Genomic DNA, 24,625 nt, shown 5'->3' with positions numbered 1-24,625 from the left:
TGCCATGGAGCGGGAACAGAGCGGCACCTAATATTCTCCGACGGTAAGACATAAATCGTCTATTCGTTGACGAAATCGAGGTGCCATCGATGCCGCTCGTCGTGCAGTTCACCGGAACCCGGCAGGTCGGCGTCGCCGACGAGCCCTCGCCGCCACTCGGCGCTGGGCAGGTCCGGATCGCCACCTGGTACTCGGGCATCTCGGCCGGAACCGAGCTGACCGCGTACCGCGGGTCGAACCCGTACCTGACGAAGACCTGGGACGCCGGCGCGCGGCTGTTCGTCGACGGCTCGCCGTCGTTCTCGTATCCGGTCTCCGGCTGGGGCTACCAGGAGGTCGGCCAGGTCACCGAGGCGGCGCCCGACGTGTCGTCGCCGCGGGTGGGCGACGTGGTCTACGGCATCTGGGGTCACCGCGCCGAGTCCGTGGTCCCGGCCGCCATCGCTGCCCACCGGCTGCTGCCCGAGGGCGTCTCGCCGCTGCACGGTGTCTTCGCCCGGGTCGGTGCCATCGCGCTGAACGCGGTGCTCGCCGCGGACGTGCACCTCGGCGAGCACCTCGCGGTGTTCGGCCAGGGAGTCATCGGGCTACTGGCGACTCGCCTCACCACGCTCAACGGCGGCACGGTCACCGCCGTCGAGGGCATGGCCGACCGGGCGGCGCTCGCCTCTCGGTTCGGCGCCGCGCAGGCCGTCCGTCCGAACGTCGCCGGTGGCGCGGCCGCGGAGGTGCGGCGGGTCACCGACGGCGTCGGTGCCGACACCGCGATCGAGCTGAGCGGCAACTATCGGGCGTTGCACGAGGCGGTTCGATCCGTGCGCCCGGCCGGCCGGGTGGTGGCCGCTGGCTTCTACCAGGGGGAAGGTGACGGGCTGCGGCTCGGCGAGGAGTTCCACCACAACCGCGTCGAGATCGTCGCCAGCCAGATCGGCGGCACGCCGGGGGCGCTCGGCGACCGCTGGAACCACGACCGGCTGCTGCGCGTGTTCATGTCCTTGGTCGCCGACGGGCGGATGGGTGTCGGGCCGCTGGTGTCGCACGTCGTGCCGGTGACGGAGGTGGCGTCGGCGTTCGCACTGCTGGACGAGCGCCCGGCCGAGGCGCTGCAGGTGGTGCTGCGTTTCCCCGCCGCGCCGGAGTAGGCGGCCTCCACCAGGGCCCCGCAGCCCTCGGAATGATCACGTTCAGCACGAAATCTCGTGCCGCACCATGCCTGTGAGCCTCGTGATGCGCGCAAAGTCCTCGTGAGGGCCGCGCGACGCCACCGCGTAGAACCGTGGCCGTGCTGGTTCAGGGATGCCTGGGAACAACCCGTTGACGGGATATGGGATATCCGATTAGCGTCAGGCGAGATGGGGGATTCGCGACACAGGGAGGTGTCATGCGTAGAACAGGCGGGCGGGCCGGAGCAGCATGGACGGCACGCGTAGCGGCGGTGCTCGTCACCGCGGCCGTGCTGGCCGCGTGTGGAAGCGGCGACTCCGACGACGAGACCAGCGGGGACGGCGGCAGCACCACCGTCTCGCTGTGGCATTTCTACAACACGCCCGACACCCCCACCGGTGCGGCCCTCCAGAACCTGCTCGACCGGTACGAGGAGGAGCACGAGGGCGTCACCATCGAACCACGGCACATCCCGTACGCCGACTTCGCCCGGACGCTGCTGCAGGCCGCGGCCGGCGGCGACCTGCCGGACATCGCCCTGATCAACGCCTTCACCACGCAGTCGATGGCCGAGGCCGGCGTCATCCAGGACCTCTCCGACCGGGTCGAGGATTGGGGTGAGCAGGACGCCTACTTCGAGACGAGCTGGAACACCACGCAGGGCGACGGCTCCACCTACGGCATCCCGCACGTCGCCGACGCGTACGCCGTCTACTACAACGAGGCCATGTTCGCCGAGGCGGGACTCGAGCCGCCCACCACCTGGGCGGAGATGCAGGATGTCGCCACCCAACTGGCCACCGGCGACCGGTACGGCCTGGCGTTCAGCGGCATCGAAGGTGATGAAGGTGCGACGGCGCTGATCATCCGGATGCTCGCCGCGGGCGCCGATCCCTCCGACATCGACTCGCCCGAAGGCGTGGCGGCACTGACGCAGTTCTCGGACATGATCGCCGCCGGTGCGGTATCCAACGGTGTGCTCACTTGGACCGAGGAGGACGCGAAGAACCAGTTCGCCAACGGTCAGGCGGCGATGATGATCAACTCTGCCACCTATGTCAGCGTGTTGGCCGAGGAGTACCCGGAGCTGCAGTGGAACGTCGCGCTGCTGCCCTCGGACGCCGAGGCCTCGACCTTCCTGAGTGCTGAGAACCTCACGATCTCGGCCACCAGCGAGAACGCCGACGCGGCGTGGGACATCATCACCTGGATGCAGGAGCCGGACGTGCTCGCGGAGTACCTGCCCGAGCGCAACAAGCTGGCCGCTCGCGACGACGTCGACACCGGCGACGACCCGATCCGGGCCGTCTTCGCCGAGCAGCTGCAGCACGCCTGGGCCCCGGAAGGAACGCTCGCGGCCGCGTCGTCGGAGGTCTTCACCCATATCCAGAGCGCCATGCAGGCCGCGGTCAGCGGTGCGGCGAGCCCGGAGGACGCCCTCGCCGACGCCCAGGCGAAGATCGACGAGGCGCTGGCGAACGTCGAGTGACTGCCGTGACCCAGACGGAAACCCGGGACGCCGCGGTCGCTCCTCCCCGGAGCGGCCGCGGTGGCCTGCGCGGTCGTGCCCCCGGCCGCTGGACCGGCTACCTGTTCGTGGTTCCCGCGGTCGTCTTCGTCGTCGCGACCGTGCTGTACCCGCTGATCTTCAACATCGACCTCAGCTTCCGCGACGTCGGCGTGGCCCAGATCGTGGCCGGCGACGCCGAGTGGGTCGGCTGGGAGAACTACGCCGACCAGCTCGGCCGGGACGAGTTCTGGCACGCGCTGGTCACCTCGCTGCTGTACACCGGGTTGGCGGTGGCGTTCGCGTTCGCGCTGGGGATGGCGCTGGCGGTCTATTTCAACCAACGCTTCCCGGGGCGCAACGTGATGCGCTCGCTGCTGCTGCTCGCGTGGATCCTGCCGACGGTGGTCAGCGCGAACGTGTGGCGGTGGATGCTCGACGGCAGCTACGGGCTGCTCAACACGCTGCTGGACGCGGCCGGGCTCGTCGACGGCGACATCTTCTGGCTGGCCCGGCCGGTGCCCGCGCTGTTCGCGGTGGTGTTCGCCACAGCCTGGTCGTTCACTCCGTTCATCATGATCCTCTTGCTGGCCGGCCTGCAGGGCATCCCCGACACGCTCTACGAGGCGGCCACGATCGACGGTGCCGGCGCCTGGCGGCGGTTCGTCAGCGTGACCATGCCGTTGATGCGGCCGGTGAACCTGACCGCGCTGCTGCTCTGCTTCATTTACACGTTCAAGACCTTCGACACCGTGTTCCTGATGACCCGGGGCGGGCCGGGCGAGGCGACCATGGTCCTGCCGATCTACGCCTACAACGAGGCGTTCGAGTTCTTCCGGTTCGACACCGGCGCGGTCGCGACGACGCTGATGCTGGTGGTGCCGCTGGGCCTGTCGGTCCTCTACTTCCGCTACCTGCGCAAGGAGGAGACGGCATGACGGCCACCGTGACCTCGACCCCGTCGGCCATCACTCCGACGGCGCGCGCCTCGGCCGGCCCCCGGCGGCGCTGGTGGCTGAGCGCGGGCGGGCTGCTGATCACCGTCGCCTACCTGCTGCCGGTGTACTGGATGCTGGCGACGTCGCTGAAGCGGCCCTCGGAGATCTTCGCCACACCGCCACACCTGTTCCCGACGCCGATCAGCGTCGCGTCCTACACCGACACCGTCGCCAACCATCCCGGAATCGGCCAGGGCCTGATCAACAGCACGATCATCGGCGTCGGCACCACCCTGCTGACGCTCGTGGTCGCGGTGCCGGCGGCCTATGGCCTGGCCCGGCTCAAGATCCGGTTCGTGCCGCTGCTGATGCTGTTGTTCCTGATCGTGCAGATGATCCCGGCCGTCAACATCGCGCTGCCGATGTTCGTCATCTTCAGCCGGGTGGACCTGGTGAACACCTACACCGGGCTGATCCTTGCCACCAGCTCGCTGGCCATCCCGCTGGCGGTCACCGTGCTGCGGCCGTATTTCCTGTCGGTGCCGGGCGAGGTGATCGACGCGGCCAAGGTCGACGGCTGCACGACGTGGTCGGCGTTCCTGCGCATCGCGCTGCCGGTGTCGGTGCCCGGTCTGATCACCGTCGCCGTCATCAGCTTCCTGGGGGCGTGGGGCGAGTTCGTGTTCGGCCTCGCGCTGGCCTCCGACGAGTCGATGCAGCCCATCACGGTCGTGCTGGCAGGGCTGACGAACTCCTTCGGGACGCGGTGGAACGACTTGATGGCGGCCTCCGTCGTCGTCGCGCTGCCGATCATCGTCGTCTTCGTCTTCCTGCAGCGCTACATCGTCGGCGGCCTGACCGCCGGCGCCAGCAAGAGCTGATCCATCGACGAGGAGCCCTGGATGACCACAGACACCGCGGACGAGTTCGAGCTCTGGGCGGCGACCCCCACCCCGTTCCGGCCAGACCAGACGCTCGCCGCCGAGGTCGTCCCCGCCCAGGCCCGGCATCTGCGGCGGCTCGGCATCGACGGGGCGTTCGTCGGCGGCACCACCGGTGAGTCCATGGCCCTGACGGTGGACGAGCGAGCCGAGCTCATCACCGCGTGGGCCAAGGAGCGCGCCGATGACCTGCTGGTCGGTGCGCACGTCGGCGACCTCAGCGTCGTCGACGCGCGCCGGCTGGCACGGCATGCCGCGGACGCCGGAGTGGACCTGATCGCCGCAGTGGCGCCGTTCTACGGCGAGCCGCCGTCGGTCGGTGCGATCGTCGACTACCTGGCCGAGATAGCCGCGGCGGCACCGGACGTGCCGCTGTGCTACTACCACATCCCGTCGATGACGGGGCTGCGCGCGGCGCCGTCCGCCGTCGTCGCCGAGGCGTCCGCTCGCATCCCGAGCCTCACCGCGGTCAAGTTCACCGACGGCGACCTGCTGGAGTTCGTCCGGACCCGGGAGGTGTCCGAGAACGTCCGGGTCTACTTCGGCCGCGACGAGCTGCTGCCGGCCGGGGTGGCCTTCGGCGCTACCGGCGCCATCGGCAGCCTGTACAACGTGCTGGCGCCGGTGGCCCGCGAGGTCCGCGCGGCCATCCTGGCCGGCGACGTCGAGCGGGCGCTGGCGCTGCACCGACCGTTCCGCGACATCGTCGCCGTCGCCGACCGCTGGGGCTCGATCGTCGTCGTCAAGGAGCTGATCAACCGGTTCGGTCCCGACGCCGGTCCGGCTCGGGTGCCGTGGGGGCGGCTGAGCGAGGACGCGCAGGCCGCCGTGGACCACCTGGTGACGGCGCTGCGCGCGGTGGCACCCGAGACGGAGGACGGCGACGCGGTCTGACAGGCTGTGCGGGACCGACCGCCCAGCCTTCTCGACGGAGACCGCATGGACGACCGCATGGTGGTGTTGACGCGCGCCGGGGTGAGCCTGGTGCTCGACCTGGCGACGCCAGGACTGCCGCGGGTGCTGCACTGGGGCGCCGCACTCGACGGACTCGACGACGACGCGCGCACCGCGCTGCGCAGCGCCGCACTGCCCACCCGGCGGGGTGGCGCGCCGACCGAGCCGGCCGCGCCGACGCTGCTGCCGGCGCAGGTCGACGGCTGGGTCGGCCGCCCGGGTGTCGCGGGCAGCCGCGGGCGTGCCTGGTCCCATCCGCGGCTGGTGCCCTTCGACGTCGCCGTCGACGACGCCTCGGTCCGGGTCCGCTCGCGTGACGATGCGGCCGAGGTGTCGGTGGTCAGCGAGCTGGACCTGGACCCGTCCGGCGTGCTGCTGGTGCGGCACACGCTGACCAACGCCGGTGACACCCCCTGGTCGGTCGGTGGCGTGCGTGCCGTCCTCCCGCTGCCGGACCACGCCCTGGAGCTGATGCACTTCACCGGCCGCTGGAGTCTGGAGAAGGCGCCGCAACGGGAGGCGTTCGTCCACGGCATCAGGTCCTTCGAGAGCCGCCGCGGCCGCACCGGGCACTCCAGCACCGGCCTACTCATCGCCGGATCGGCCGGCTTCGGGTACGGCGCCGGCGAGGTCTGGTCGGTGCACGCGGGCTGGAGCGGCTGGACCGTCCACGACGCCGAGCGGATGGCCGAGGGATGGTCGACGCTGGGCGCCGGCGAGCTGCTGGCTGGCGGCGAGGTCGAGCTGGCGCCGGGGGAGTCCTACGCGACGCCGGTGGTGTACTTCGGCTACGCCGACGACGGCCTGGACGGCCTCGCGCAGCGGCTGCACAGCCACCTGCGCGCCCGGCCGCAGCACCCGTCGACGCCACGGCCCCTGGTCCTCAACACGTGGGAGGCCGTGTATTTCGACCACGACGTCGACAAGATGAAGCGGCTCGCCGATGTCGCCGCCGCCGTCGGCGTCGAGCGGTTCGTCGTCGACGACGGCTGGTTCCTCGGCCGCCGCGACGACCACGCCGGGCTGGGCGATTGGTACGTCGACCCGGACGTGTGGCCGCAGGGCCTGCACCCGCTGGTCGACCACGTCCGGTCGCTGGGCATGCAGTTCGGGCTGTGGGTCGAGCCGGAGATGGCCAATTCGCGATCTCGGCTGGCGCAGGAGCACCCGGAGTGGCTGCTCCACCTGCCCGAGCGCACCCCGCGCGAGTGGCGCCACCAGCACGTCGTCGACGTCGCCGACCCCGACGCCTACGCGTACCTGCTGAAGCGACTGGACGACCTGGTCAGCGAGTACGACATCGCCTACCTCAAGTGGGACCACAACCGCGACCTGCTCGAGGCCGTGCACGACGGCCACGCCGGCGTGCACGAGCAGACCCTCGCGGTGTACCGGCTCCTCGACGAGCTGCGGTCCCGGCACCCCGGCCTGGAGATCGAGTCCTGCTCGTCCGGCGGTGCCAGGGTGGATCTCGGCGTCATCCAGCACACCGACCGGGTGTGGGCCTCGGACACCAACGATCCGATCGACCGGCAGGCGATCCAGCGGTGGACCAAGCAGCTGCTACCGCCGGAGCTGGTCGGCGCCCACGTCGGCCCGGCCGCCACCCACGTCACCGGCCGCGTCACCAGCCTCGAGCTGCGCTGCGCGACCGCGCTGTTCGGCCACGCCGGCATCGAGTGGGACATCACCGAGTGCGACGACGCCGAGGTGGCGACGCTGACGCGGTGGGCCGCCGAGTACAAGCGGCTGCGCCCGCTGCTGCACACCGGCCGCACGGTCCGAGCCGAGGACACCCATCCGGAGCGGCTGCTGCACGGGGTCGTCGGCGACGGCCATGCCGTGTTCAGTTACGTCACGCTCGCGACGCTGCGCACCGACATCCCGCCCCGGCTGCGGCTTCCGGGCCTGGACCCCGGCGTGAGGTACCGGGTGGTGGCGCTGCCGGCGCTGTCGAACTCGGTGTCGCGCTTCGGCGTCCCGCCGCGGTGGCTGGCCGACGGCGGCATCGAACTGCCCGGCCGGGTGCTGTCGACGGTCGGCCTCCAGGCGCCGCTGCTCGGAACGGGCGAGGTGCTGACGCTGGAGCTGACCGCGCTCTGACGGCGCGGGCTCACGCGGCAGGGGTTGGTGCCGGACGGAGCCGGCCCCCGTGTCACGCGTCGCTGGAGGCGTCGCGCAGCTCGGCGACAGCGCGAGCGTCTCCACGCCGGCCGCGCGGGCCCGGGCGACTGTCTCGGTGTCGCTGTCGCCCGCGGCAGGTTCCAGGACCGCCGCCACATGTAGCCCGACCAGTGACAGTACCGGTCGGAGCAGGCCGGTGAACCACTGCCGTAGCGCTTCGACCAGGAGGTGGTGCCGTCGCGCGTAGATGCGCCGCATCCGGCGCACGTGCCGGGCCAGTCATCGAGCACAACCTCGACGTCGTCGCCGCGGCCGACTGGATCATCGACCTCGGTCCCGAGGCCGGCCACGACGGCGGGCAGGTGGTGTTCGAAGGCACACCGGCCCAGCTGGTCCAGGACGGCACCACCCACACCGGCGTGTACCTGCGCCGTCACCTCGCCGGCCGGTGATCGCCGGCGGGTAGGGTTCGTTCGTCGTTCCGTTCGAAGGGAGTGGATGCCCGTGCCCGCGAAGTCCGCCGGTTCGTCGAGCGCCTCGCAGCCGGCGCTGGTGTCCGCGGTGCCTGTCGCGAAGGCAACCCGCGGTCGCCGACCTCGGAAGCCGGCGATGCCGGTTCCCGACGGTGCCGTCGAGGTGTTCACCGACGGCGCCTGCTCCGGGACGCCCGGGCCCGGAGGGTGGGCCTGGGCGGTCGACCGCGACCGGTTCGCCGCCGGGTCCGAGCGCAGCACCACCAACCAGCGCATGGAGATCCGGGCGGCACTCGAGGCGGTACGGGCGCTGTCCGGGCCGCTGGTCGTCGTCAGCGACTCCGCCTACGTGGTCAACTGCTTCCGCGACGGATGGTGGCGCAACTGGCGGGCGCGGGGCTGGGTCACGTCGGCGCGCACGCCGGTGGCCAACCGCGACCTGTGGGAGCCCTTGATCGACCTGATCGATGACCGGGGCGACATCGTCTTCCACTGGGTCAAGGGTCACTCCGGCCACCCGATGAACGACCTCGTCGACGAGTTGGCTGTCGCCGCCAAGCTGGCCCAGTCGTAGGGCCCGCGGCCGCCGTGGTGAGCGCGCCGATCCCCGCCGACGTTCCCGATGCCCTGGTCGCGTCGTACGGACGCGACGACGCCGGGCGGGCCTGGCTGGCCGGGCTGCCGCGGCTGATCGCCGAAACGCTGGAGCGGTGGGAGCTGCGGCCGGACGGGCCGTCCGGCAACGGCATGGCCTCGATCGTCGTGCCGGTGATCCGCCCGGACGGCACCCGTGCCGTGCTGAAGCTGCAGCCGGTCAGCGACAACAACGCCGGTACCGTCCTCGGCCTGCGCACCTGGCCGGCGACGGCATAGTCCGGCTGCTGGACCACGACGCCGACACCGGCGCCATGCTGCTGGAACGGCTTGATGCCGGCCGGCCGCTGTCGACGGTTGCGGACGACGCCACCGTCATGACGACCGTCGCGCGGGACCAGCAGCGCCTCGACGACATCCTGGCCGCCATCATCGCGATCCGGTACACCTGACCAGAGGCGACTCGGTGGCCCGGTCGGGCAGGCCGCGACTACGGAGACGCTTCCGGAAGAATGATCGGCTCGGACGCGGCGGCGTTCCCGATGCCGGCGGCGTCGGCGCTCTCGGAGCTTCCGTCGTCGGTCGGCCCATCGCCGTTGGACGGCTGCGTCTGCGCGCCGTCCTGAGAAGACAGCGCCGTCGACACGAGAGCGGCGGGAACGTGTGGGCGATGGTCGCCTGGCTCGGGCTCGGGTCGCAATCGTGGTGGCGCGGCGGACCAAGCCTTCAGGTGCTGCATGACCTCGCCGTAGAACGCGTCGACAGCGCCGAGCACGGCGTCGATGAACGTGCCTCGGCCGCGGCCACGTTTGAGGCCCATGGGACTGCTCTTCGCCACCCGGAACGACCGCAACTCCTTGGCCGGGTCCGCGACGAGCACGCTCGGGTTCTCACGCACCGCGACCAGCAGTTCCGCGGCGCCGACGCCGCGGCCGTGTGCGACGAAGGCTTCGACACGGAGATCGTCGGGCGCGTTCTTCAACTGCCGGACCAGCCAGTTCACCCGTGTCGTCGGGCGGCCTTCGCGAGGAGCGTCGATGTCGACATGGCAGGTGATGCGGCTTGCATGCAGATCAGCGGTGAGGACGAGCTCTCCGACGGTATCCGGAATACGGATCGCGCCGGTCAAGGTGCCGTGTTCGACCAGGCTGCCGAGGAGGGCTTGTGTCCGCAGCGACGGGTCGGCGAGCTCCTTGCGGGACAGGACCGGGGTAACCTCGGTGCCCAACTGCCGACCCAGTCGCAGGCTTGCGAATCTCAGCAGGGCATCGAAGCGGTTGGTGACCTCGCTGACGCCTTTGTCGGTCGGCCGGAGGGTTCCCGCCGCTACCGCGTTGCGGGTGGCGACCCAGCTTTCACCCATGTCGTCGAACTCCAGAGCACCCGAGCGTGGATGCTCCAGATAGCGGATGAGCTCGCCGAGGATCCAGGCCTGATCCGGGTCGGCCACTCCACGGAACTCCTTCTGCATCACCGCCTCGGTGAGGACGTTGGTCCACGAGAGGTGCTGGAGCGCGACTTTGCGGAGCTTGCGCCGGTCGACCTTCGTCGGATGTTGCCCGGCGACGGCGGGAATCTCGTTGGAGATCGTGAGGACGGCGTCGAAACCGTGATCCCGGGCGATGTCGAGATAGTTCTCGAGCTGCTCGGCGACCAACTCGTTGCTGCCGGTCTTGACCTCGACGAGGGCGGTCCAGGTGCGCTGGCCGCGGCTGACTCTGACGAGCCCGTCCGGGAAGAGCTTCTTCTCGCCGAGGACGAACGGGACCTCGATAAAGGTCTCCACGTTCCCCGTAGGTGCCCCGAACGGCTTCGTGAGCGCGCGGCCGAACTCACGAACCGCGGTCATGACGGCCAGCAGGGCAGACGTGGCCCGACGCTCCTGCTCTTCTGCTCCGTTGATGCCCGACGTCGGTATCAGCCGTGCTTCATGCCAGGTCTCTTCGGTCATCGGATCCCCCAGGAATGTCGTCACCCCGTGCCGAGCGCAGAGTACCGGTGAGGTCGGACATTTCTGGGTCGGCGACGTTGCTCTCGTCCTACTCGGCGAGCCGACGCCGTCCTGCCTCGGCTGCCGCGCGAGAGGACTCGTCCTTGCCGGCGATAGCCAGGCTGCGGTCGATCTGTGTCGTCACCGACGAGGCGTCGGGGCGCTGCGGGTGCTCCGGTACCGAGATCGAAGGCTTCACATCGTCATCATGACCCGGTCCGCCGCGGCGTGATCAGCAGCTAGTCGACGATGAACCAGTTGCCGTCCTGGTAGGCCAACGTGGTGTCGCCGAGCTCTTCCTCGTCGAGGGTGGCATCGGCGACGATCGCTTCCACCGGGATGATGACCTGGCCGGCGGTGCTGTCGTCGACCAGATTGGGGTCGACGGTGGCCGTCTGCAGCGCCGTCGACTGCTCGGGCGAGGGCATCTCCACGACTATCGCGAACGTCGACTCGCAGGGGCCGAAACCCTCCGCCTCGGCGATCGCCGCGGCCGGGCCGGCGATCTCGCACATCGTCGCGACGTCCTTGTTGCCGAGGGCGTGCAGGAACTCCTCGAACCGAGCGATCGCGCCCTCGGTGGTGTCGGGGGCGGCGCCGGTCCCCGAGGGGGCGGAGGTGTCGGCCGGCGTTGGCGCGGGGGTCTCGGGGGCCGTCGCCTCCGGGGTCTCGGGCGCAGTCGCCGTCGCGGAGTCCGTCGGGTCCGTGGCGACGGTCTCGCTCGCCGACGGGGCGGAGGTGGTGTCGTCGTCGGCGGACGGGCTGTCGTCGCTGCCGCAGGCCCCGAGGACGACGGCGAGTGCGATGGCGGCGGGTGCCGCGACGCGGCGGAGGATCGGCTGCATGATGGCGTGGATTCCCGGGGTCGGAGACGGACGCCGCAGGCTAACACGGTGTCCGGCGAGGCGTGCCGCCGAGCGGCCCCGGTTCCGAAGCCGGGGCCGCGGACACACTGTCACCACCGGTGGGCGACGTCGATCACCAGCCGCGAGCCCGAGCCCGGGCCGTCGAGCGTGAACCCCCGGAACGGGAGCCGGGCGCGGACCCCGAGGCCGATGGTCGTCCGGCCCTCGAAGCTGCCGGCCCAGGAAGCCTGCCGGAACGTCTGCCACCCGGAGACCGCGACCAGCTCGCGCCGGTTCGCCGGGCGGTAGGTGGCCGCGCCCCGTGCGTCGTGGGCGGGTGCGACGGCGACCACCTCGAGGTATGCGCCGCCTCGCAGCGCCACCGGCTGCCCGGAGCCGTCCATCGTCACGGCCGGCACGTACCGCACGGCATACCCGTCGGCGTCGCCGGCGAAGTCCAGCACGAGGCGGTCGAAGCAGGGATGGCGGCCGGCCCGGACGCCGACCAGCGCGGCGGTGTCGGTGGCGCGGGCCTGTTCGGGCAGCGAGCCCCAGACCAGGCCGCAGGACGGGCCGGCCTTCCCGGCGGCGGTGGCTGCCAGGCCCGGCACCGCCATCATCCCCACGATCAGCGCCAGCAACCCGGACAGGATCACGAATGTACGCTTCATGACGATCACCCCTTCGGGCGTCAAATGCGAGATATGCCGGTATGACGCTCGACGGGGCGGTCGGGTTGACATCGATCTGGGGTCAACCGGACGCGACGACGAGGAACTCGCCGTCCGGGTGCCCGACGGGGTCGCGGTTCCAGCCGCGGATCGTTGAACTCGGCTTCTCGCGCGGGACGGGACGCGACGCTAACGATCCCGGTCCCGCCGCCACGCGTTGTGAAGAGCTCGAGCGGGTCAGGACCGCCGAAACAGCGAGCCTCCGGACGTGTCGGAGGAGAACCGCGACGGCTTGATGCGCTGTACGCCGGAACCGTCGGCGTGCCGGGCGCCGCCGGCCGGCGGCGGGGCCGGGACGCTAGAGCGGTCCGGTGCGGTCCAGCCGGCTCAGGATGGGTGCGTAGTGCTCGGACAGCGCGTCGTGGACGCCGTCGACGTCGCCGTCCATCGCTGCCTGGTAGATGGCGTAGTGCTGACGGTAGGTGTCGGTAGGGCGGTCGTCGGCGATCTCGGCGCGCTGGGCGACCGCGTGGCTCATGGTCAGCCAGAACGCGTCGAGGAGCTTCAGCGCGACGGCGTTGCCGGCGTCGGCGAACAGGGTGCGGTGGAAGCGGCGGTCCTCGGCCAGGACGTCCTCGCCCCGGTCGGACTTGGTCTTCATCTCGCTGAGGATCTGCGCGAGCTCGGCCTTGGTCTGGTCGCTCAGGTTGGCCACGGCCCGGGCGACGAGGTCGTTCTCGACCGCCCGGCGCACCTCGAGCAGGTCGGCGAGCTCGCTGAAGTCGAACAGCAGGTTGAACGGAAGGTTGTCGATGAGCAGTGACAGCGAGAAGTCCTTGACGAACACCCCGCTGCCCCGGCGGGTCTCGAGGATGCCCAGCGACACGAGACCCTTCACCGCCTCGCGGACGGAGTTGCGGCTGACGCCGAGCTGTTGCGCCAGCGCCCCTTCGGCGGGCAGGCCGTCACCGGCTCGCAAGCCGTTGGATAGGATGTAGTCCCGCAGCGCCGTCTGGACGGACTCGTGCAGGCTCGGCGGTCGCGGCAACGCTGTCAACTGTCTCAGCTGTTCCCCCTGAGCCACGTGAAACTCCTCCTAGCACTGGCAATGATTTGTAGGATAACCGAGTAATGTCCGATGGCACAAGGAACCACCTGCGGAAACAGCGACGCTGCAGGCGGACGAGCCACCTGCAGCGTCGGCGCGGAAAGACCAGGCTACTCGTCAAGGTCGCGTTCGAGCAGGCTGACGAGCGCGTCGAGTGCTTGGTCGGCTTTGTCCCCGTCGGCGGACAAGACGACCTCGTCGCCCTGCTCCACGCCGAGCGTCATGATCGACAAGATGCTGGCAGCGTCGACGGGGTCACCGTCCGGCTTGCGGATGGTCACCTTCGTCGGCTGCTCCGCCGCGGCCTTGACGAAGACGGCGGCGGGCCGGGCGTGCAGGCCCGCCTTGCTCGCGACGACTGCGGTGCGCTCTGGCACGGCGTCTCCTCTGGTGAGGTCGGGGTGGTCCGGGATCTCAAGCCTATCGGGGCCAGCCACCGCCCAGTCCCCCTCGCCGTGTCGATCACGGAGTAGGTCAGCTTCCCGCTCTCCCGGAGGCTGACCTACTCCATGATCAACACGAGGGGGTTGTGGGAGTTGCACCGACGGGCCGACGGGCCGCTTTCGCGTTACCGGGGCGTTACGGTGAATACTGGGCCTGACATGCGAGCCCCCCGTCGCCGTGGGGCAGTGAGACCGGACGGCCGGGCACCTGCCGTCCGACCGGAACGGAGCGTCTATGCCCATCGCCACCCCCGAGGTCTACGCCGAGATGATCGACCGGGCCAAGGCCGGCTCGTTCGCGTACCCCGCCATCAACGTGACGTCGTCGCAGACCCTGAACGCCGCCATCCGCGGCTTCGCCGACGCCGAGAGTGACGGGATCGTCCAGATCTCCACCGGGGGTGCCGAGTACATCTCCGGCCCGACGGTCAAGAACCGCGTCCGCGGCGCCATCGCGTTCGCCGCGTTCGCGCACGAGGTCGCGAAGAGCTACGACGTGCAGATCGCACTGCACACCGACCACGCGCCGCTCGACGCCGTCGAGCACTGGGTGAAGCCGCTGCTGGCCGCCTCCACCGAGCGGGTCAAGGCCGGCCAGGCGCCGCTGTTCGGCTCGCACATGTGGGACGGCTCGGCGGTGCCGCTGGACCAAAACCTCAAGGTCGCCGAGGAACTCCTGGCGCTGTCTGCGGAGGCGACGACCATCCTCGAGATCGAGGTCGGCGTCGTCGGCGGCGAGGAGGACGGCGTCGCTCACGAGATCAACGACAAGCTCTACACCACGGTCGAGGACGGCCTGGCCACCGCCGAGGCGCTGGGCACCGGTGAGCGCGGCCGCTACCTGACGGCGCTGACCTTCGGCAACGTGCACGGCGTCTACAAGCCGGGCAACGTCAAGCTGCGCCCGGAGATCCTGCGCGACATCCAGCAGTCCGTCGGCGAGCGCTACGGCAAGGAGAAGCCGTTCGACCTGGTGTTCCACGGCGGCTCCGGCTCCACCGCCGAGGAGATCTCGGCGGCGGTCGACTACGGCGTCGTCAAGATGAACATCGACACCGACACGCAGTACGCGTTCACCCGCCCGGTCGTGGACCACATGTTCACCAACTACGCCGGCGTGCTCAAGGTCGACGGCGAGGTCGGCAACAAGAAGGCCTACGACCCGCGCGCCTGGGGCAAGCTGGCCGAGGCCGGGCTGTCCGCCCGCGTCGTCGAGGCTTCGCAGCAGCTGCGCTCGGCCGGTCAGAAGCTGCGCTGATGACCGGAGAGAACCTGCTCGGCGGTCCGCCGGAGACGTTCCTGCCCGACGACCCCGAGGCGCGCGAGGCGCTGGCGTCGGGCGTCGACCCCGCCACCGTGGCCGCCGCGCATCCGGCGTTCTCGCTGGCCTGGGCGGAGCTGGCCGACCGCGCGTTCGCGGCGGGCGACGCGGTGACGTCGTACGCGTTCGCCCGCACCGGCTATCACCGCGGCTTGGACCAGCTGCGCCGCAGCGGCTGGAAGGGCCAGGGCCCGATCCCGTGGGAGCACGAGCCCAACCAGGGGTTCCTGCGGTCGCTGAACGCGCTTGGCCGGGCGGCCGAGGCCATCGGCGAGACCGACGAGGCCACCCGGTGCGCGCAGTTCCTGCGCGACTCCAGCCAGACCGCGGCCGAAAAGCTCCGGTGATCGACAGGGAGCAACTGGCCCCGCAGGGGTAGCCGCTCCCTGCCGATCACACCTCGAACCAAGGGGGATGCTCCAGCAATGCCCGCGATCGTCCTGGTCGGCGCCCAGTGGGGCGACGAAGGCAAAGGCAAGGCCACCGACCTCATCGGCAGCTCGGTCGACTACGTGGTGAAGTTCAACGGCGGCAACAACGCCGGCCACACCGTCGTCATCGACGGCGAGACCTACGCGCTGCACCTGCTGCCGTCGGGCATCCTGACGCCTGGGGTCACGCCGGTCATCGGCAACGGCGTGGTGATCGACCTCGCGGTGCTGTTCGCCGAACTCGACGGGCTGGACGCGCGCGGGGTCGACACGTCGAAGCTGGTCGTCAGCGCCAACGCGCACCTGATCCCGTCGTACAACCGGACGCTGGACAAGGTCACCGAGCGCTTCCTCGGCAAGCGCCGCATCGGCACCACGGGCCGTGGCATCGGGCCCACCTACGCGGACAAGATGGCCCGGGTGGGGCTGCGGGTTCAGGACCTGTTCGACGAGAAGATCCTGCGCCAGAAGGTCGAGGGCGCGCTGGACCAGAAGAACCAGCTGCTGGTGAAGGTGTACAACCGGCGCGCGGTCACCGTCGACGAGGTGGTCGACGAGCTGATGAGCTACGCCGACCGCTTGCGGCCGATGGTCACCGACACGTCGCTGCTGTTGGCCGACGCATTGGACGAGGGCCGCGTCGTCATCATGGAGGCCGGCCAGGCCACGCTGCTCGACGTCGACCACGGCACGTACCCGTTCGTGACCTCGTCGAACGCGACCGCGGGCGGGGCGTGCACCGGTTCCGGTGTCCCGCCGACCCGGATCGACAGCGTCATCGCCGTGCTCAAGGCCTACACGACGCGCGTCGGCGAGGGACCGTTCCCGACGGAGCTCTTCGGCGACGAGGGCGACCGGTTGCGCAAGGCCGGCGGCGAGTTCGGCACCACTACGGGCCGCCCGCGCCGCTGCGGCTGGTTCGACGCGGTCATCGGCCGGTACGCCACCCGCATCAACGGCACGACCGACCTGGTGCTCACCAAGCTCGACGTGCTGACCGGGTACGACCCTGTGCCGGTCTGCGTCGCCTACGAGGTCGACGGCGTCCGCCACGACGAGATGCCGATGACGCAGACGGAGTTCCACCACGCCGTCCCGATCTTCGAGTACTTCGAGGGTTGGGACGACGACATCACCGGCGCCAGGTCGATGGGCGACCTGCCGTCGGCCGCGCGCCGCTACGTCGAGGCGGTACAGGACCTCTGCGGCGCACCGGTGTCGGCGGTCGGGGTCGGGCCGGGTCGCGAGGAGATCGTGGCCGTGCGCGACCTGGTGCGCTGAGGCACGCCTAGCCTGCCGCGGCCCCGGTGCGCCGGGCCATCAGCCGGCCGCGGTCGGACGTCTCCAGCGTGGCGAATCCCATGCGCTCGTAGAACCCGATGGCGCGGGTGTTGGCTGCGCCGACGCCCAGGTGCACTCCGGGCGCGCCGGCGTCGTGCAGCGCGGTGAGCAACCGCTCCATGAGCGCGCGGCCCATGCCGTGTCCCTGGACCCGGGGCAGCATGTCGATGTGCAGGTGGGCCGGGTACTCGTCGACGACGGACGGGTCGGCGCGCCGCGGCTCGTGGATGAGCGCGACGCAGCGGGCGTCCGGTGTGCCGTCGGGGAACGCCTCGCGCGGGTACCGCTCGCGCAGCGGCGGCCACCACTCCCGCTCGCAGGACTTCGAGAACTCCGTCGTGTCACGCGCACCCAGCACGTACCCGGCCACCGCGCCGTCGTCGACCACGAACGCCAGCGAGGGCTCGAACCGCAGGTACGGACCGACGAAGATCTCGCCGAGCACCCGCGGGTCGGCGTACAGGTGCGAGGCGTCGCCGCCGTTGTCGCCGGTGCGCAGGCAGATGTCGTAGAGCGCCGCGTCGTCGCCGGGCGCGTAAGGGCGGACGATCACGAAGCGGCTCCTCCGGGGACGGCGGGGGCGGCCGGATCCGGGCCGGTCAGGCCGCGCAAGGCCGTGTCCATGACACGGTCGACGACGGCGTCGAGGCTCTCGGGCGGCACCTCGGACAGCGGTCCGTCGAGGACCAGCCGGGACATGCCGTGCACCACGGACCAGGCGGCGAACTCGGCCAGGGGGCGGCGCGCCGCGGGCATCCGGCCGGTGGCCACGAGGTCGTCCATGGTCTGCGCGACAAGCGAGAGCGGCCCCGACGACCGGTCGAACCGAACGGCGCCCTTCTCGCTGAACGCGACCCGGAAGACCCCGGGCTCGGCCAGCGCGACGCTCACGTAGGCGCGGCCGAGTGCCTCGAGCCGCCGCACCGCCGTCTCGCCGGGGTCGCCGGTGTCGGGGACGGCCTCCAGCCGCGACCGCATGGCGTCGTAGAGCGTCTCGAACGCGCGGTCCTTGACGGCGACCAGGAGCTCCTCGGCGTTCTCGAAATGCCGGTACGCGGCGGTGGGGCTGACGCCCACCTCGCGTGCCGCGGCGCGGACGCCGACGGCGTCGGGCCCGCCCTGCTCGGCCAGCCTCGAACCGGCCGCGACCAGTGCGTTGCGGAGGTCGCCATGGTGGTAGGTCGACCGCGTCGTCGTCTCGGCCATCGCCTCCGATGTTGACACCCATCCACATCGGGTGGCAAGTTAACACCCACCAAGTTAACGCGTGACTACATTCCGGCGCCGGCCGGCTGACATCTGTGGGGAATGATCATGCTTCAGCGTCTCGCCGCCTTCGTGGTGCGCCGGGCTCGTGCGGTCCTGGCCGTCGCCGTCGTGCTGCTCGTCGGTGCCGGCGTCGTCGGCTCCGGTGCCTTCGGCCAGCTTCAGTCGGAGGGCTTCAACGACCCCGCGGCGGAGTCGGTCGCCGCCGCCGACCTCATCGAGCAGGCCGGTGGGCTGGCCGACCTGGTCCTGCTCGCCGACGCCGTGTCCGGGGGCGTCGACGGCACCGCGGCCAGTGCGGCTGGTTCGGACCTGACCGAACGGATCGCCGCCGATCCCGCGGTCCGGGACGCGCGGTCGTACTGGACCACGGGTGCGCCCTCGCTGCGGACCGAGGACGGCGGCCAGGCGCTGGTGCTCGTCACGCTCGACGACCCCGACGCCGACGCCGCGCCTCTCGTCGAGGAGTACGCCGGCGACCAGGGCGAGCTGTCGGTGACGGCCGGCGGCCGCGCCGTCGTGCAGGAGGATGTCGTCGAGCACGTCGCCGCCGACCTGCTGGTCGCCGAGGCCATCGCGGTGCCGCTCATCCTCGTGCTGCTGCTGTTCGCGTTCGGCGGCGTGGTGGCCGCGCTGCTGCCGCTGGCCATCGGCGCGGTCGCGATCCTGGGGACGTTCGCCGAGTTGGCCGTGCTGGCGTCGATGACCGACGTGTCGGTGTTCGCGATCAACCTGACGACGGCGCTGGGCCTCGGGCTCGCGATCGACTACGCGCTGCTCGTCGTCGGGCGGTTCCGCGAGGAGCTGGCCCGCGACGGAGACGTCGGTGCCGCCGTCGTGCGCACCATGGGGACGGCGGGGCGCACCATCGTCTTCAGCGGGCTCGCGGTCGCCGCGGCGCTGGCCGCTCTGCTGGTGTTCCCTATGTACTTCCTTCGCTCGTTCGCCTACGCGGGCATCGGGGTCGTGGTCATCTCCGTGGTCGCGGTGCTGACCGTGCTGCCGGCGCTGCTGACGGTGCTGGGCCGCCGGGTCGACGCGGGCCGGGTGCCGTGGGCACGGGCGGCCCGCAGCGCGGCGGCTCCCGCCTGGGGCCGGCTGGCCGCCGGCGTGATGCGCCGCCCGCTGCTGGCGGTCGTCCCGGTCGTGGGTGTACTGCTCGCGCTGGCCGCCCCTGTACTCGGTGCCACGTTCGGGATGCCCGACGACCGCGTGCTTCCCACCTCCGCCGACAGCCGCCAGGTCGGCGACGCGCTACGCGACGACTTCCCGGCCGGAGAAGTCAACGCGCTGGACGTGGTGACGACCGGCCCGGTCGACGACGCCGAGCTGGCGGCCTACGCGGGGCGGCTGTCGGACCTGCCGGACGTGGAGCGGGTCGACGCGCGGGTCGGCACGTTCGCCGACGGCGCCCAGGTCGCTCCGGGCGGTGCGACCGAGGGCGCGCCGGGCGGCGGCGCCGCCGCGGCGGACCATGAGCTGCTCACCGTCGTCACCGCCGCGGACCCGGCGTCGGACACGGCACGCGACCTGGTCGGCACCGTCCGGGCGGTGCCGTCGCCGGCGGGCGCCGAAGCGCTGGTGGGCGGCTCGAGCGCGGAGCTGGTGGACACGATGGACTCCGTCGCGGCCGGGCTGCCGCTGGCCGGCGGCATGATCGCGGTGACCACCTTCGTCATCCTGTTCCTGTTCACCGGCAGCGTCGTGCAGCCGGTGCGCGCCTTGCTGTCGAACGTGCTGGTGCTCGGTGCCACCTTCGGGGTGCTGGTGATGATCTTCCAGGACGGTGCGTTCTCCTCGATCCTCGGCTTCACGCCGGTGCCGCTCAACACCGCGATGATCCTGCTGTTGTTCTGCATCGTCTTCGGCCTGTCGATGGACTACGAGGTGTTCGTGATGAGCCGCATCCGCGAGCGGGTCGAGGCCGGTGCGAGCATCCACGACGCGACGGTGGCCGGGCTGGCCCGGACCGGGCGCATCGTCAGTACCGCGGCTGCGCTGCTCGCGGTGTCGTTCTTCGCTTTCGTCACCGGGCAGGTGAGCTTCCTGCAGATGTTCGGCCTGGGTTGTGGCCTCGCGATCCTGCTGGACGCCACCGTGGTGCGCGGGCTGCTGGTGCCGGCGTCGATGCGGCTGCTGGGCCGGCACGCCTGGTACGCGCCGCGGGCGCTGCGGCGGCTGCACGCTCGGGTGAGCCTCAGCGAGGCCTGAGCCGGGTGGGATCATGGCGAGCGTGAACGACGTCGCCATCTCCGCCGTCCCGCTCGAGAACCGCTGGGTCACCCTCGAACCGCTCAGCACTGATCACGTCGGCGATCTCATGGCCGCCGCCACCGACCCGGACGAGATCTTCCGGTGGATGCACATGTGGCGGATCGGGGCGGCCAAGAGTTTGCACGGCGTCGTGTCGGCGATGGTCGAGGGCGGGCGCTGGGGCGACATGGCGCCGTGGGCGATCCGCCGTCAGGCCGACGGCCGGATCGTCGGCTCCACGTCCTACCTCGACATCGACGCCCGGAACCTGCGGGTCGAGATCGGCGCCACCTGGATCGGGCCGGAGTGGTGGCGCACCGAGGTCAACACCGCCGCCAAGCTGCTCCTGCTGGAGCACGCGTTCGACACGCTCGGCCTGGAGCGGGTGTCGCTGAAGACCGATCACCTGAACGAGCGCTCGCGGACGGCGATCGAGCGGCTGGGCGCGGTGCGCGAGGGCGTCCTGCGCCACCATATGCGCCGCCCCGACGGCACCTGGCGCGACACGGTCTACTACTCGATCCTGGCCGCGGAGTGGCCGGATGTCCGCGACCGCCTCACCGCCGTGCTCACCTCGCGCGCCTGATCGCCGCAACCGCGCTCACCGAACCGGCGTCAACGCGGTGCGGTCCTACCACCGTCGGCGCACGGTGCCCTTGGACCCGGCTACCAGACTCGCCGCCGGCACATCGTCGGCCACGATCGTCCCGGCCGCGACAACGGAGTCGCGACCGATGCTGACGCCAGGCAGGATCGTCGCGCCGGCACCGATCCACACGTTCTCCGCCACATCGATGGGCGCACCGGTGAGGAACTGTCGCCGCTCGTCAGGGTCCACCGGGTGGCCCATCGTGATGAACGTGGCTTTCGGGCCGACCATCACACCCTCGCCCAACCGGATGCCGGCGTAGTCGAGGAACGTGCAGCCCTGATTGATGAAGACACGCTCCGCCAGGTCCAGACGAAGGCCGTGATCCGTATAGAAGGGCGGGTAGATCGTCACCCTCGCCGGGAGCGGGCGGCCAAGGATCTGCTCGAGCAGTGCCGCCTTGCCCGCCTCGTCATCGAACGGGAGGACGTTGAGACGAGAGGTCAGCTCCGTGACCCGCAACACCCTCTCGCTCATCGCTGTGAACTCGGCACCCAGAACGCGCTCGCCACCGGCTTGGAACCCCGGGTCGTGGATCAGCATGAAGCGGTCGTTGGTCATGCGAGCAGGCGAGTGCGCAGCGCGTCGGTGTCCGACGTCGTCCAGCCGTGCCGGCCCAGCCAGGCCAGCGGGCCGCCGAAGCGTTCGTCGACGGTGTCGAGGAACGTGACCATCGACTCCGCTCGCGGCAGGTTGCTGTCGACCGGACGGCCGTCGAGGTCCGCCGCGTACGTGGCGGTGGCCCGGAGCCGGCCGATGATGGCTTCGATGCGTTCGCCGGTCTGGACGTAGTCGGCGATGATCGCGTCGCGCTCGACCCCAGCCACGGACAGCGCCAGCGCGCAGACCACACCGGTGCGGTCCTTGCCGGCGGCGCAGTGCACCAACGCGGCGCCGCTGCTGGTGGCCATGGTGCGCAGCGCGGCGACGACGTTGTCCGGCCGGTGGCGCAGGTAGTTGACGTAGTAGGTGCCGGTGTCCTGCCGGATGGTGTTGCCGTTCTGGCGGGTCCACGGCAGCACGGACTCGGCCTCGACGTCGGTACGCTCGCCGACCTCCGGGTACAGCGACAGGTGGTGGACGGTGACGTCCGGCACGGTGGTCAGCGGCCCCGGGCCTTCGGACGCCACCTCGACGCCGGTACGCAGGTCGAGGACGTCGCGGACGCGCAGTGCGCCGGTGAGCCGCTCGATGTCGTCGTCGATCAGATCCTGGAGGTTGTCCGAGCGCAGCACCCGGCCGAACCGGGTGGCACCTCCGTCCGTCGTGGGCAGCCCGCCGAGGTCACGGACGTTGACCGCGCCGACGAGGTCGATCCATCGCTGAGTCATCGCTTGTCACGCTAACTCATGGCTGTGCTCGTCGAGCGCGGCGACCAGCCGATGGACATGGGCGGGAGTGGCCGTGGCGGGCCGGAGACGGATCAGGTACGGACGGTGTAGGTGGCGGCGTCGCCGGCCCGATAGGGTCGGCGGACGTGAAGGTACTCGTCATCGGTTCCGGTGCCCGAGAGCACGCTCTCGTCCGCTCTCTGCGGCGCGACCCCGAGGTGTCCGAGGTGCACGCGGCGCCCGGCAACGCCGGCATCGCCGTCGACGCAGCCGTCCACCCGGTGGCCGCCGACCGGCCCGAGGCGGTGGCCGACCTGGCGGCGCGGCTCGACACCGACCTCGTCGTCATCGGTCCGGAGGTACCGCTGGTCGCCGGCGTCGCCGATGCCGTCAAGGCCCGCGGCATCGCCTGTTTCGGCCCGTCCGCCCGCGCGGCGAAGCTCGAGGGGTCGAAGGCCTTCGCCAAGGAGGTCATGGCCGCCGCCGGCGTCCCGACCGCGATGGCCGTCGTGTGCGACACCCGGGCCGAGGTCGTGGACGCGCTGGACCGCTTCGGCCCGCCCTACGTCGTGAAGGACGACGGGCTCGCCGCCGGCAAGGGCGTCGTGGTCACCGACGACCGCGACGCGGCGCTGGCGCACGCGCAGGCGTGCGGCACGGTCGTCGTCGAGGAGTACCTCGACGGCCCGGAGGTGTCGCTGTTCTGTGTCACCGACGGCCTGGCCGTCGCCCCGCTGACCCCGGCGCAGGACTTCAAGCGGGCCTACGACGCCGACGCCGGCCCCAACACCGGCGGCATGGGCGCGTACACGCCGCTGCCGTGGACGCCGCCGGGGTTCGTCGACGACGTCCTCGAGCGCGTGGTCCGGCCGACCATCGCCGAGATGCACCGCCGCGGCATCCCGTTCGCCGGCCTGCTCTACGTCGGGCTCGCCTTGACCTCGCGCGGCGTGCGGGTGGTGGAGTTCAACGCCCGCTTCGGCGACCCGGAGACCCAGGCCGTGCTGGCACGCTTGCGCTCAGGTCTCGGCGGGCTGCTGCGCGCCGCCGCCACCGGCACGCTGGCACAGCACCCGGAGCCGGTGTGGCGCGACGGAGCGGCGGTCACCGTCGTCGTTGCCGCACACGGCTACCCGGCCTCGCCGCGCACCGGCGACCGGATCCACGGCCTGGACGAGGCGGCCGCGGTGAAGGGCGTCGACGTGCTGCACGCGGGCACCCGGCTCGACGCCGAGGGTTCGGTCGTGTCCAGCGGCGGGCGCGTGCTGTCGGTCACCGCCGTCGGCGACGACCTCGCCGAGGCGCGTCAGCGTGCCTACGAGGCAGTCGACCTGATCCGCCTCGATGGCAGCCATCACCGGCGCGACATCGCCGCGGCGGCGGCGCGGTCATGAGCACGCAGCGGCCGGGCCGGCCCATCCGGTATGTCGCCGACCTGCCCCAGCCGCCGCGGGCGCTGGTGATGGGGGTGGTCAACGTGACGCCGGACTCCTTCTCCGACGGCGGCTTCTGGTTCGAGCCCGGTGACGCCGTACGGCATGGCCTCGATCTCATCGCCCAGGGCGCCGACATCGTGGACGTCGGCGGCGAGTCCACCCGGCCCGGCGCCGTGCGGCCGTCGATCGACGAGGAACGCCGCCGGGCACTGCCGGTCATCCGCGAGCTGGCGGCAGCCGGTGCCGTGGTCTCCGTCGACACCATGCGCGCCTCCGTCGCCGAGCAGGCACTGGAGGCGGGCGCCCGGTTGGTCAACGACGTCTCCGGCGGCCAGGCCGACCCGGACATGCTTCGGGTCGTCGCCGACGCGGGGGTGCCGGTCGTGCTGATGCACTGGCGCGCACACTCCGACCGGATGCAGCAGCTCACCGACTACGACGACGTGGTCGCCGACGTCATCGGGGAGATGCGGCCGCGGTTCGACGCCGCCTTGGCGGCCGGGATTCGGCCCGAACACATCGTCTTCGACCCGGGCCTGGGCTTCTCCAAGACCTGGGAGCACAACTGGACGCTGCTGGCCCGGCTCCACGAACTGGTGCGGCTGGACTTCCCGGTGCTGGTGGCCGCGTCCCGCAAGACCTTCCTGGGTGAACTGCTCGCCGACCCCGCGACTGGCGAACGCCGCCTGCCGATCGGCCGCGACGCCGCCACCGACGCGCTGTCCGTCCTGGCGGCGCTGGAGGGCGCATGGTGTATCCGGGTGCACACGGTGCCCGCGACGCTGGACGCGGTGCGGGTCGCTGCCCGATTGGGCATGGAGGACGGATGAGCGTGTCCAATGCCA

26 protein-coding genes are annotated in these 24,625 nt (G+C 71.2%); 16 read left to right on the top strand and 10 right to left on the bottom strand.

Annotated features, from left to right (window positions below; genetic code table 11):
- The first annotated feature begins 89 nt into the window (after window positions 1-89).
- The 9 genes from E1269_RS16080 (at window position 90) to E1269_RS33430 (ending at window position 9,147) form a co-directional block, all read left to right on the top strand.
- The gene (locus E1269_RS16080; RefSeq protein WP_131896251.1) at window positions 90-1,142 is read left to right on the top strand and encodes a zinc-dependent alcohol dehydrogenase; all 1,053 of its coding nucleotides are present in this window, start codon (window positions 90-92) and stop codon (window positions 1,140-1,142) included.
- A 239-nt stretch (window positions 1,143-1,381) separates the two neighbouring features.
- Complete coding sequence (locus E1269_RS16075) at window positions 1,382-2,653, top strand: ABC transporter substrate-binding protein (protein WP_162606440.1); 1,272 nt, start codon at window positions 1,382-1,384, stop codon at window positions 2,651-2,653.
- 5 nt (window positions 2,654-2,658) lie between these two features.
- A complete protein-coding gene (locus tag E1269_RS16070) occupies window positions 2,659-3,609 on the top strand; it encodes a carbohydrate ABC transporter permease (RefSeq protein WP_131896247.1) in 951 nt (316 codons plus the stop codon).
- Window positions 3,606-4,490 (top strand): carbohydrate ABC transporter permease, encoded by an 885-nt coding sequence (locus tag E1269_RS16065; protein ID WP_131896245.1) that lies wholly within the window; start codon window positions 3,606-3,608, stop codon window positions 4,488-4,490. The genes E1269_RS16070 and E1269_RS16065 overlap by 4 nt, the downstream gene beginning before the upstream one ends.
- Window positions 4,491-4,511: 21 nt before the next feature.
- Window positions 4,512-5,444 (top strand): dihydrodipicolinate synthase family protein, encoded by a 933-nt coding sequence (locus E1269_RS16060; RefSeq protein ID WP_131896243.1) that lies wholly within the window; start codon window positions 4,512-4,514, stop codon window positions 5,442-5,444.
- A gap of 45 nt (window positions 5,445-5,489) precedes the next feature.
- Window positions 5,490-7,607, top strand: a complete 2,118-nt coding sequence (locus E1269_RS16055; protein WP_131896241.1) for an alpha-galactosidase — start codon at window positions 5,490-5,492, stop codon at window positions 7,605-7,607.
- A gap of 525 nt (window positions 7,608-8,132) precedes the next feature.
- Entirely contained in the window at window positions 8,133-8,675 is a 543-nt protein-coding gene (locus E1269_RS16050; RefSeq protein WP_203433704.1) for a ribonuclease H family protein, read from the top strand.
- A gap of 17 nt (window positions 8,676-8,692) precedes the next feature.
- Window positions 8,693-8,974, top strand: coding sequence for a protein kinase family protein (locus tag E1269_RS33435; protein WP_239000916.1), 282 nt, complete (start codon window positions 8,693-8,695; stop codon window positions 8,972-8,974).
- 35 nt (window positions 8,975-9,009) lie between these two features.
- Entirely contained in the window at window positions 9,010-9,147 is a 138-nt protein-coding gene (locus E1269_RS33430) for a hypothetical protein (protein ID WP_239000915.1), read from the top strand.
- A gap of 38 nt (window positions 9,148-9,185) precedes the next feature.
- Here the strand turns inward: E1269_RS33430 and E1269_RS16040 are convergent, their stop codons facing one another.
- The 6 genes from E1269_RS16040 to E1269_RS33425 all read right to left on the bottom strand — a co-directional run bounded on the left by E1269_RS16040 (window position 9,186) and on the right by E1269_RS33425 (window position 13,686).
- Window positions 9,186-10,352 (bottom strand): hypothetical protein, encoded by a 1,167-nt coding sequence (locus E1269_RS16040; RefSeq protein WP_203433700.1) that lies wholly within the window; start codon window positions 10,350-10,352, stop codon window positions 9,186-9,188.
- A 382-nt stretch (window positions 10,353-10,734) separates the two neighbouring features.
- Window positions 10,735-10,884, bottom strand: a complete 150-nt coding sequence (locus tag E1269_RS32290) for a hypothetical protein (protein ID WP_162606439.1) — start codon at window positions 10,882-10,884, stop codon at window positions 10,735-10,737.
- A 40-nt stretch (window positions 10,885-10,924) separates the two neighbouring features.
- Complete coding sequence (locus E1269_RS16035; protein WP_131896239.1) at window positions 10,925-11,530, bottom strand: hypothetical protein; 606 nt, start codon at window positions 11,528-11,530, stop codon at window positions 10,925-10,927.
- A 110-nt stretch (window positions 11,531-11,640) separates the two neighbouring features.
- A complete protein-coding gene (locus E1269_RS16030) occupies window positions 11,641-12,201 on the bottom strand; it encodes an AMIN-like domain-containing (lipo)protein (RefSeq protein WP_131896237.1) in 561 nt (186 codons plus the stop codon).
- Between the two features lie 358 nt (window positions 12,202-12,559).
- Complete coding sequence (locus E1269_RS16025) at window positions 12,560-13,285, bottom strand: FadR/GntR family transcriptional regulator (RefSeq protein ID WP_131896235.1); 726 nt, start codon at window positions 13,283-13,285, stop codon at window positions 12,560-12,562.
- Window positions 13,286-13,419: 134 nt separating this feature from the next.
- Window positions 13,420-13,686 carry an HPr family phosphocarrier protein gene (locus tag E1269_RS33425; RefSeq protein WP_131896233.1) on the bottom strand — a complete coding sequence of 89 codons (267 nt, stop codon included), beginning with the start codon at window positions 13,684-13,686 and terminating at the stop codon, window positions 13,420-13,422.
- A 301-nt stretch (window positions 13,687-13,987) separates the two neighbouring features.
- Here E1269_RS33425 and fbaA point away from each other — a divergent pair, with 301 nt between their 5' ends.
- From fbaA to E1269_RS16005, 3 genes are all read left to right on the top strand, one after another.
- Window positions 13,988-15,010: a class II fructose-bisphosphate aldolase gene (fbaA, locus tag E1269_RS16015; RefSeq protein ID WP_131896231.1), complete on the top strand. Its 1,023-nt coding sequence runs from the start codon at window positions 13,988-13,990 to the stop codon at window positions 15,008-15,010.
- Window positions 15,010-15,420, top strand: a complete 411-nt coding sequence (locus E1269_RS16010) for a DUF3151 domain-containing protein (protein ID WP_203433698.1) — start codon at window positions 15,010-15,012, stop codon at window positions 15,418-15,420. The genes fbaA and E1269_RS16010 overlap by 1 nt, the downstream gene beginning before the upstream one ends.
- Window positions 15,421-15,498: 78 nt before the next feature.
- Window positions 15,499-16,785, top strand: a complete 1,287-nt coding sequence (locus E1269_RS16005; protein ID WP_131896227.1) for an adenylosuccinate synthase — start codon at window positions 15,499-15,501, stop codon at window positions 16,783-16,785.
- 7 nt (window positions 16,786-16,792) lie between these two features.
- On the opposite strand, the gene E1269_RS16000 is transcribed toward E1269_RS16005, so the two are convergent.
- On the bottom strand, window positions 16,793-17,398 hold the full coding sequence (locus tag E1269_RS16000; protein ID WP_131896225.1) for a GNAT family N-acetyltransferase: 606 nt from the start codon (window positions 17,396-17,398) through the stop codon (window positions 16,793-16,795).
- Window positions 17,395-18,051 carry a TetR/AcrR family transcriptional regulator gene (locus E1269_RS15995; protein WP_131896223.1) on the bottom strand — a complete coding sequence of 219 codons (657 nt, stop codon included), beginning with the start codon at window positions 18,049-18,051 and terminating at the stop codon, window positions 17,395-17,397. Before E1269_RS15995 ends, E1269_RS16000 begins: the two co-directional genes overlap by 4 nt.
- 108 nt (window positions 18,052-18,159) lie before the next feature.
- Between E1269_RS15995 and E1269_RS15990 the strand changes: the two genes are divergently transcribed.
- A complete protein-coding gene (locus E1269_RS15990; protein ID WP_131896221.1) occupies window positions 18,160-20,322 on the top strand; it encodes an MMPL family transporter in 2,163 nt (720 codons plus the stop codon).
- 13 nt (window positions 20,323-20,335) lie between these two features.
- Complete coding sequence (locus E1269_RS15985) at window positions 20,336-20,950, top strand: GNAT family N-acetyltransferase (RefSeq protein ID WP_131896219.1); 615 nt, start codon at window positions 20,336-20,338, stop codon at window positions 20,948-20,950.
- Window positions 20,951-20,995: 45 nt separating this feature from the next.
- On the opposite strand, the gene E1269_RS15980 is transcribed toward E1269_RS15985, so the two are convergent.
- On the bottom strand, window positions 20,996-21,574 hold the full coding sequence (locus tag E1269_RS15980; protein ID WP_203433696.1) for a sugar O-acetyltransferase: 579 nt from the start codon (window positions 21,572-21,574) through the stop codon (window positions 20,996-20,998).
- Window positions 21,571-22,344, bottom strand: a complete 774-nt coding sequence (locus tag E1269_RS15975; protein ID WP_131896217.1) for a tyrosine-protein phosphatase — start codon at window positions 22,342-22,344, stop codon at window positions 21,571-21,573. Before E1269_RS15975 ends, E1269_RS15980 begins: the two co-directional genes overlap by 4 nt.
- A 146-nt stretch (window positions 22,345-22,490) precedes the next feature.
- Between E1269_RS15975 and purD the strand changes: the two genes are divergently transcribed.
- Together purD and folP are read left to right on the top strand one after the other, a co-directional pair.
- On the top strand, window positions 22,491-23,738 hold the full coding sequence (gene purD / locus E1269_RS15970) for a phosphoribosylamine--glycine ligase (RefSeq protein WP_131896215.1): 1,248 nt from the start codon (window positions 22,491-22,493) through the stop codon (window positions 23,736-23,738).
- Window positions 23,735-24,610 carry a dihydropteroate synthase gene (gene folP, locus E1269_RS15965; protein WP_131896213.1) on the top strand — a complete coding sequence of 292 codons (876 nt, stop codon included), beginning with the start codon at window positions 23,735-23,737 and terminating at the stop codon, window positions 24,608-24,610. The genes purD and folP overlap by 4 nt, the downstream gene beginning before the upstream one ends.
- Window positions 24,611-24,625: the final 15 nt, after the last annotated feature.

It is taken from the genome of Jiangella asiatica (genome assembly GCF_004349065.1).
GTDB lineage: Bacteria > Actinomycetota > Actinomycetes > Jiangellales > Jiangellaceae > Jiangella > Jiangella asiatica.
The sequence above is the reverse complement of the archived record's forward strand: the minus strand, read 5'-3'. Positions and strand labels throughout refer to the sequence as shown.

Coding starts and splice junctions, on each gene's coding strand:
- E1269_RS16005 (WP_131896227.1), top strand. CDS start 15,499: ATGCCCGCGATCGTCCTGGTCGGCGCCCAGTGGGGCGACGAAGGCAAA.
- folP (WP_131896213.1), top strand. CDS start 23,735: ATGAGCACGCAGCGGCCGGGCCGGCCCATCCGGTATGTCGCCGACCTG.
- E1269_RS16060 (WP_131896243.1), top strand. CDS start 4,512: ATGACCACAGACACCGCGGACGAGTTCGAGCTCTGGGCGGCGACCCCC.
- fbaA (WP_131896231.1), top strand. CDS start 13,988: ATGCCCATCGCCACCCCCGAGGTCTACGCCGAGATGATCGACCGGGCC.
- E1269_RS16055 (WP_131896241.1), top strand. CDS start 5,490: ATGGACGACCGCATGGTGGTGTTGACGCGCGCCGGGGTGAGCCTGGTG.
- E1269_RS16065 (WP_131896245.1), top strand. CDS start 3,606: ATGACGGCCACCGTGACCTCGACCCCGTCGGCCATCACTCCGACGGCG.
- E1269_RS15995 (WP_131896223.1), bottom strand. CDS start 18,051: ATGGCCGAGACGACGACGCGGTCGACCTACCACCATGGCGACCTCCGC.
- E1269_RS16035 (WP_131896239.1), bottom strand. CDS start 11,530: ATGCAGCCGATCCTCCGCCGCGTCGCGGCACCCGCCGCCATCGCACTC.
- E1269_RS33430 (WP_239000915.1), top strand. CDS start 9,010: ATGCTGCTGGAACGGCTTGATGCCGGCCGGCCGCTGTCGACGGTTGCG.
- E1269_RS15985 (WP_131896219.1), top strand. CDS start 20,336: ATGGCGAGCGTGAACGACGTCGCCATCTCCGCCGTCCCGCTCGAGAAC.
- E1269_RS15980 (WP_203433696.1), bottom strand. CDS start 21,574: ATGACCAACGACCGCTTCATGCTGATCCACGACCCGGGGTTCCAAGCC.
- E1269_RS16030 (WP_131896237.1), bottom strand. CDS start 12,201: ATGAAGCGTACATTCGTGATCCTGTCCGGGTTGCTGGCGCTGATCGTG.
- E1269_RS16075 (WP_162606440.1), top strand. CDS start 1,382: ATGCGTAGAACAGGCGGGCGGGCCGGAGCAGCATGGACGGCACGCGTA.
- E1269_RS15990 (WP_131896221.1), top strand. CDS start 18,160: ATGCTTCAGCGTCTCGCCGCCTTCGTGGTGCGCCGGGCTCGTGCGGTC.
- E1269_RS15975 (WP_131896217.1), bottom strand. CDS start 22,344: ATGACTCAGCGATGGATCGACCTCGTCGGCGCGGTCAACGTCCGTGAC.
- E1269_RS16080 (WP_131896251.1), top strand. CDS start 90: ATGCCGCTCGTCGTGCAGTTCACCGGAACCCGGCAGGTCGGCGTCGCC.
- E1269_RS16010 (WP_203433698.1), top strand. CDS start 15,010: ATGACCGGAGAGAACCTGCTCGGCGGTCCGCCGGAGACGTTCCTGCCC.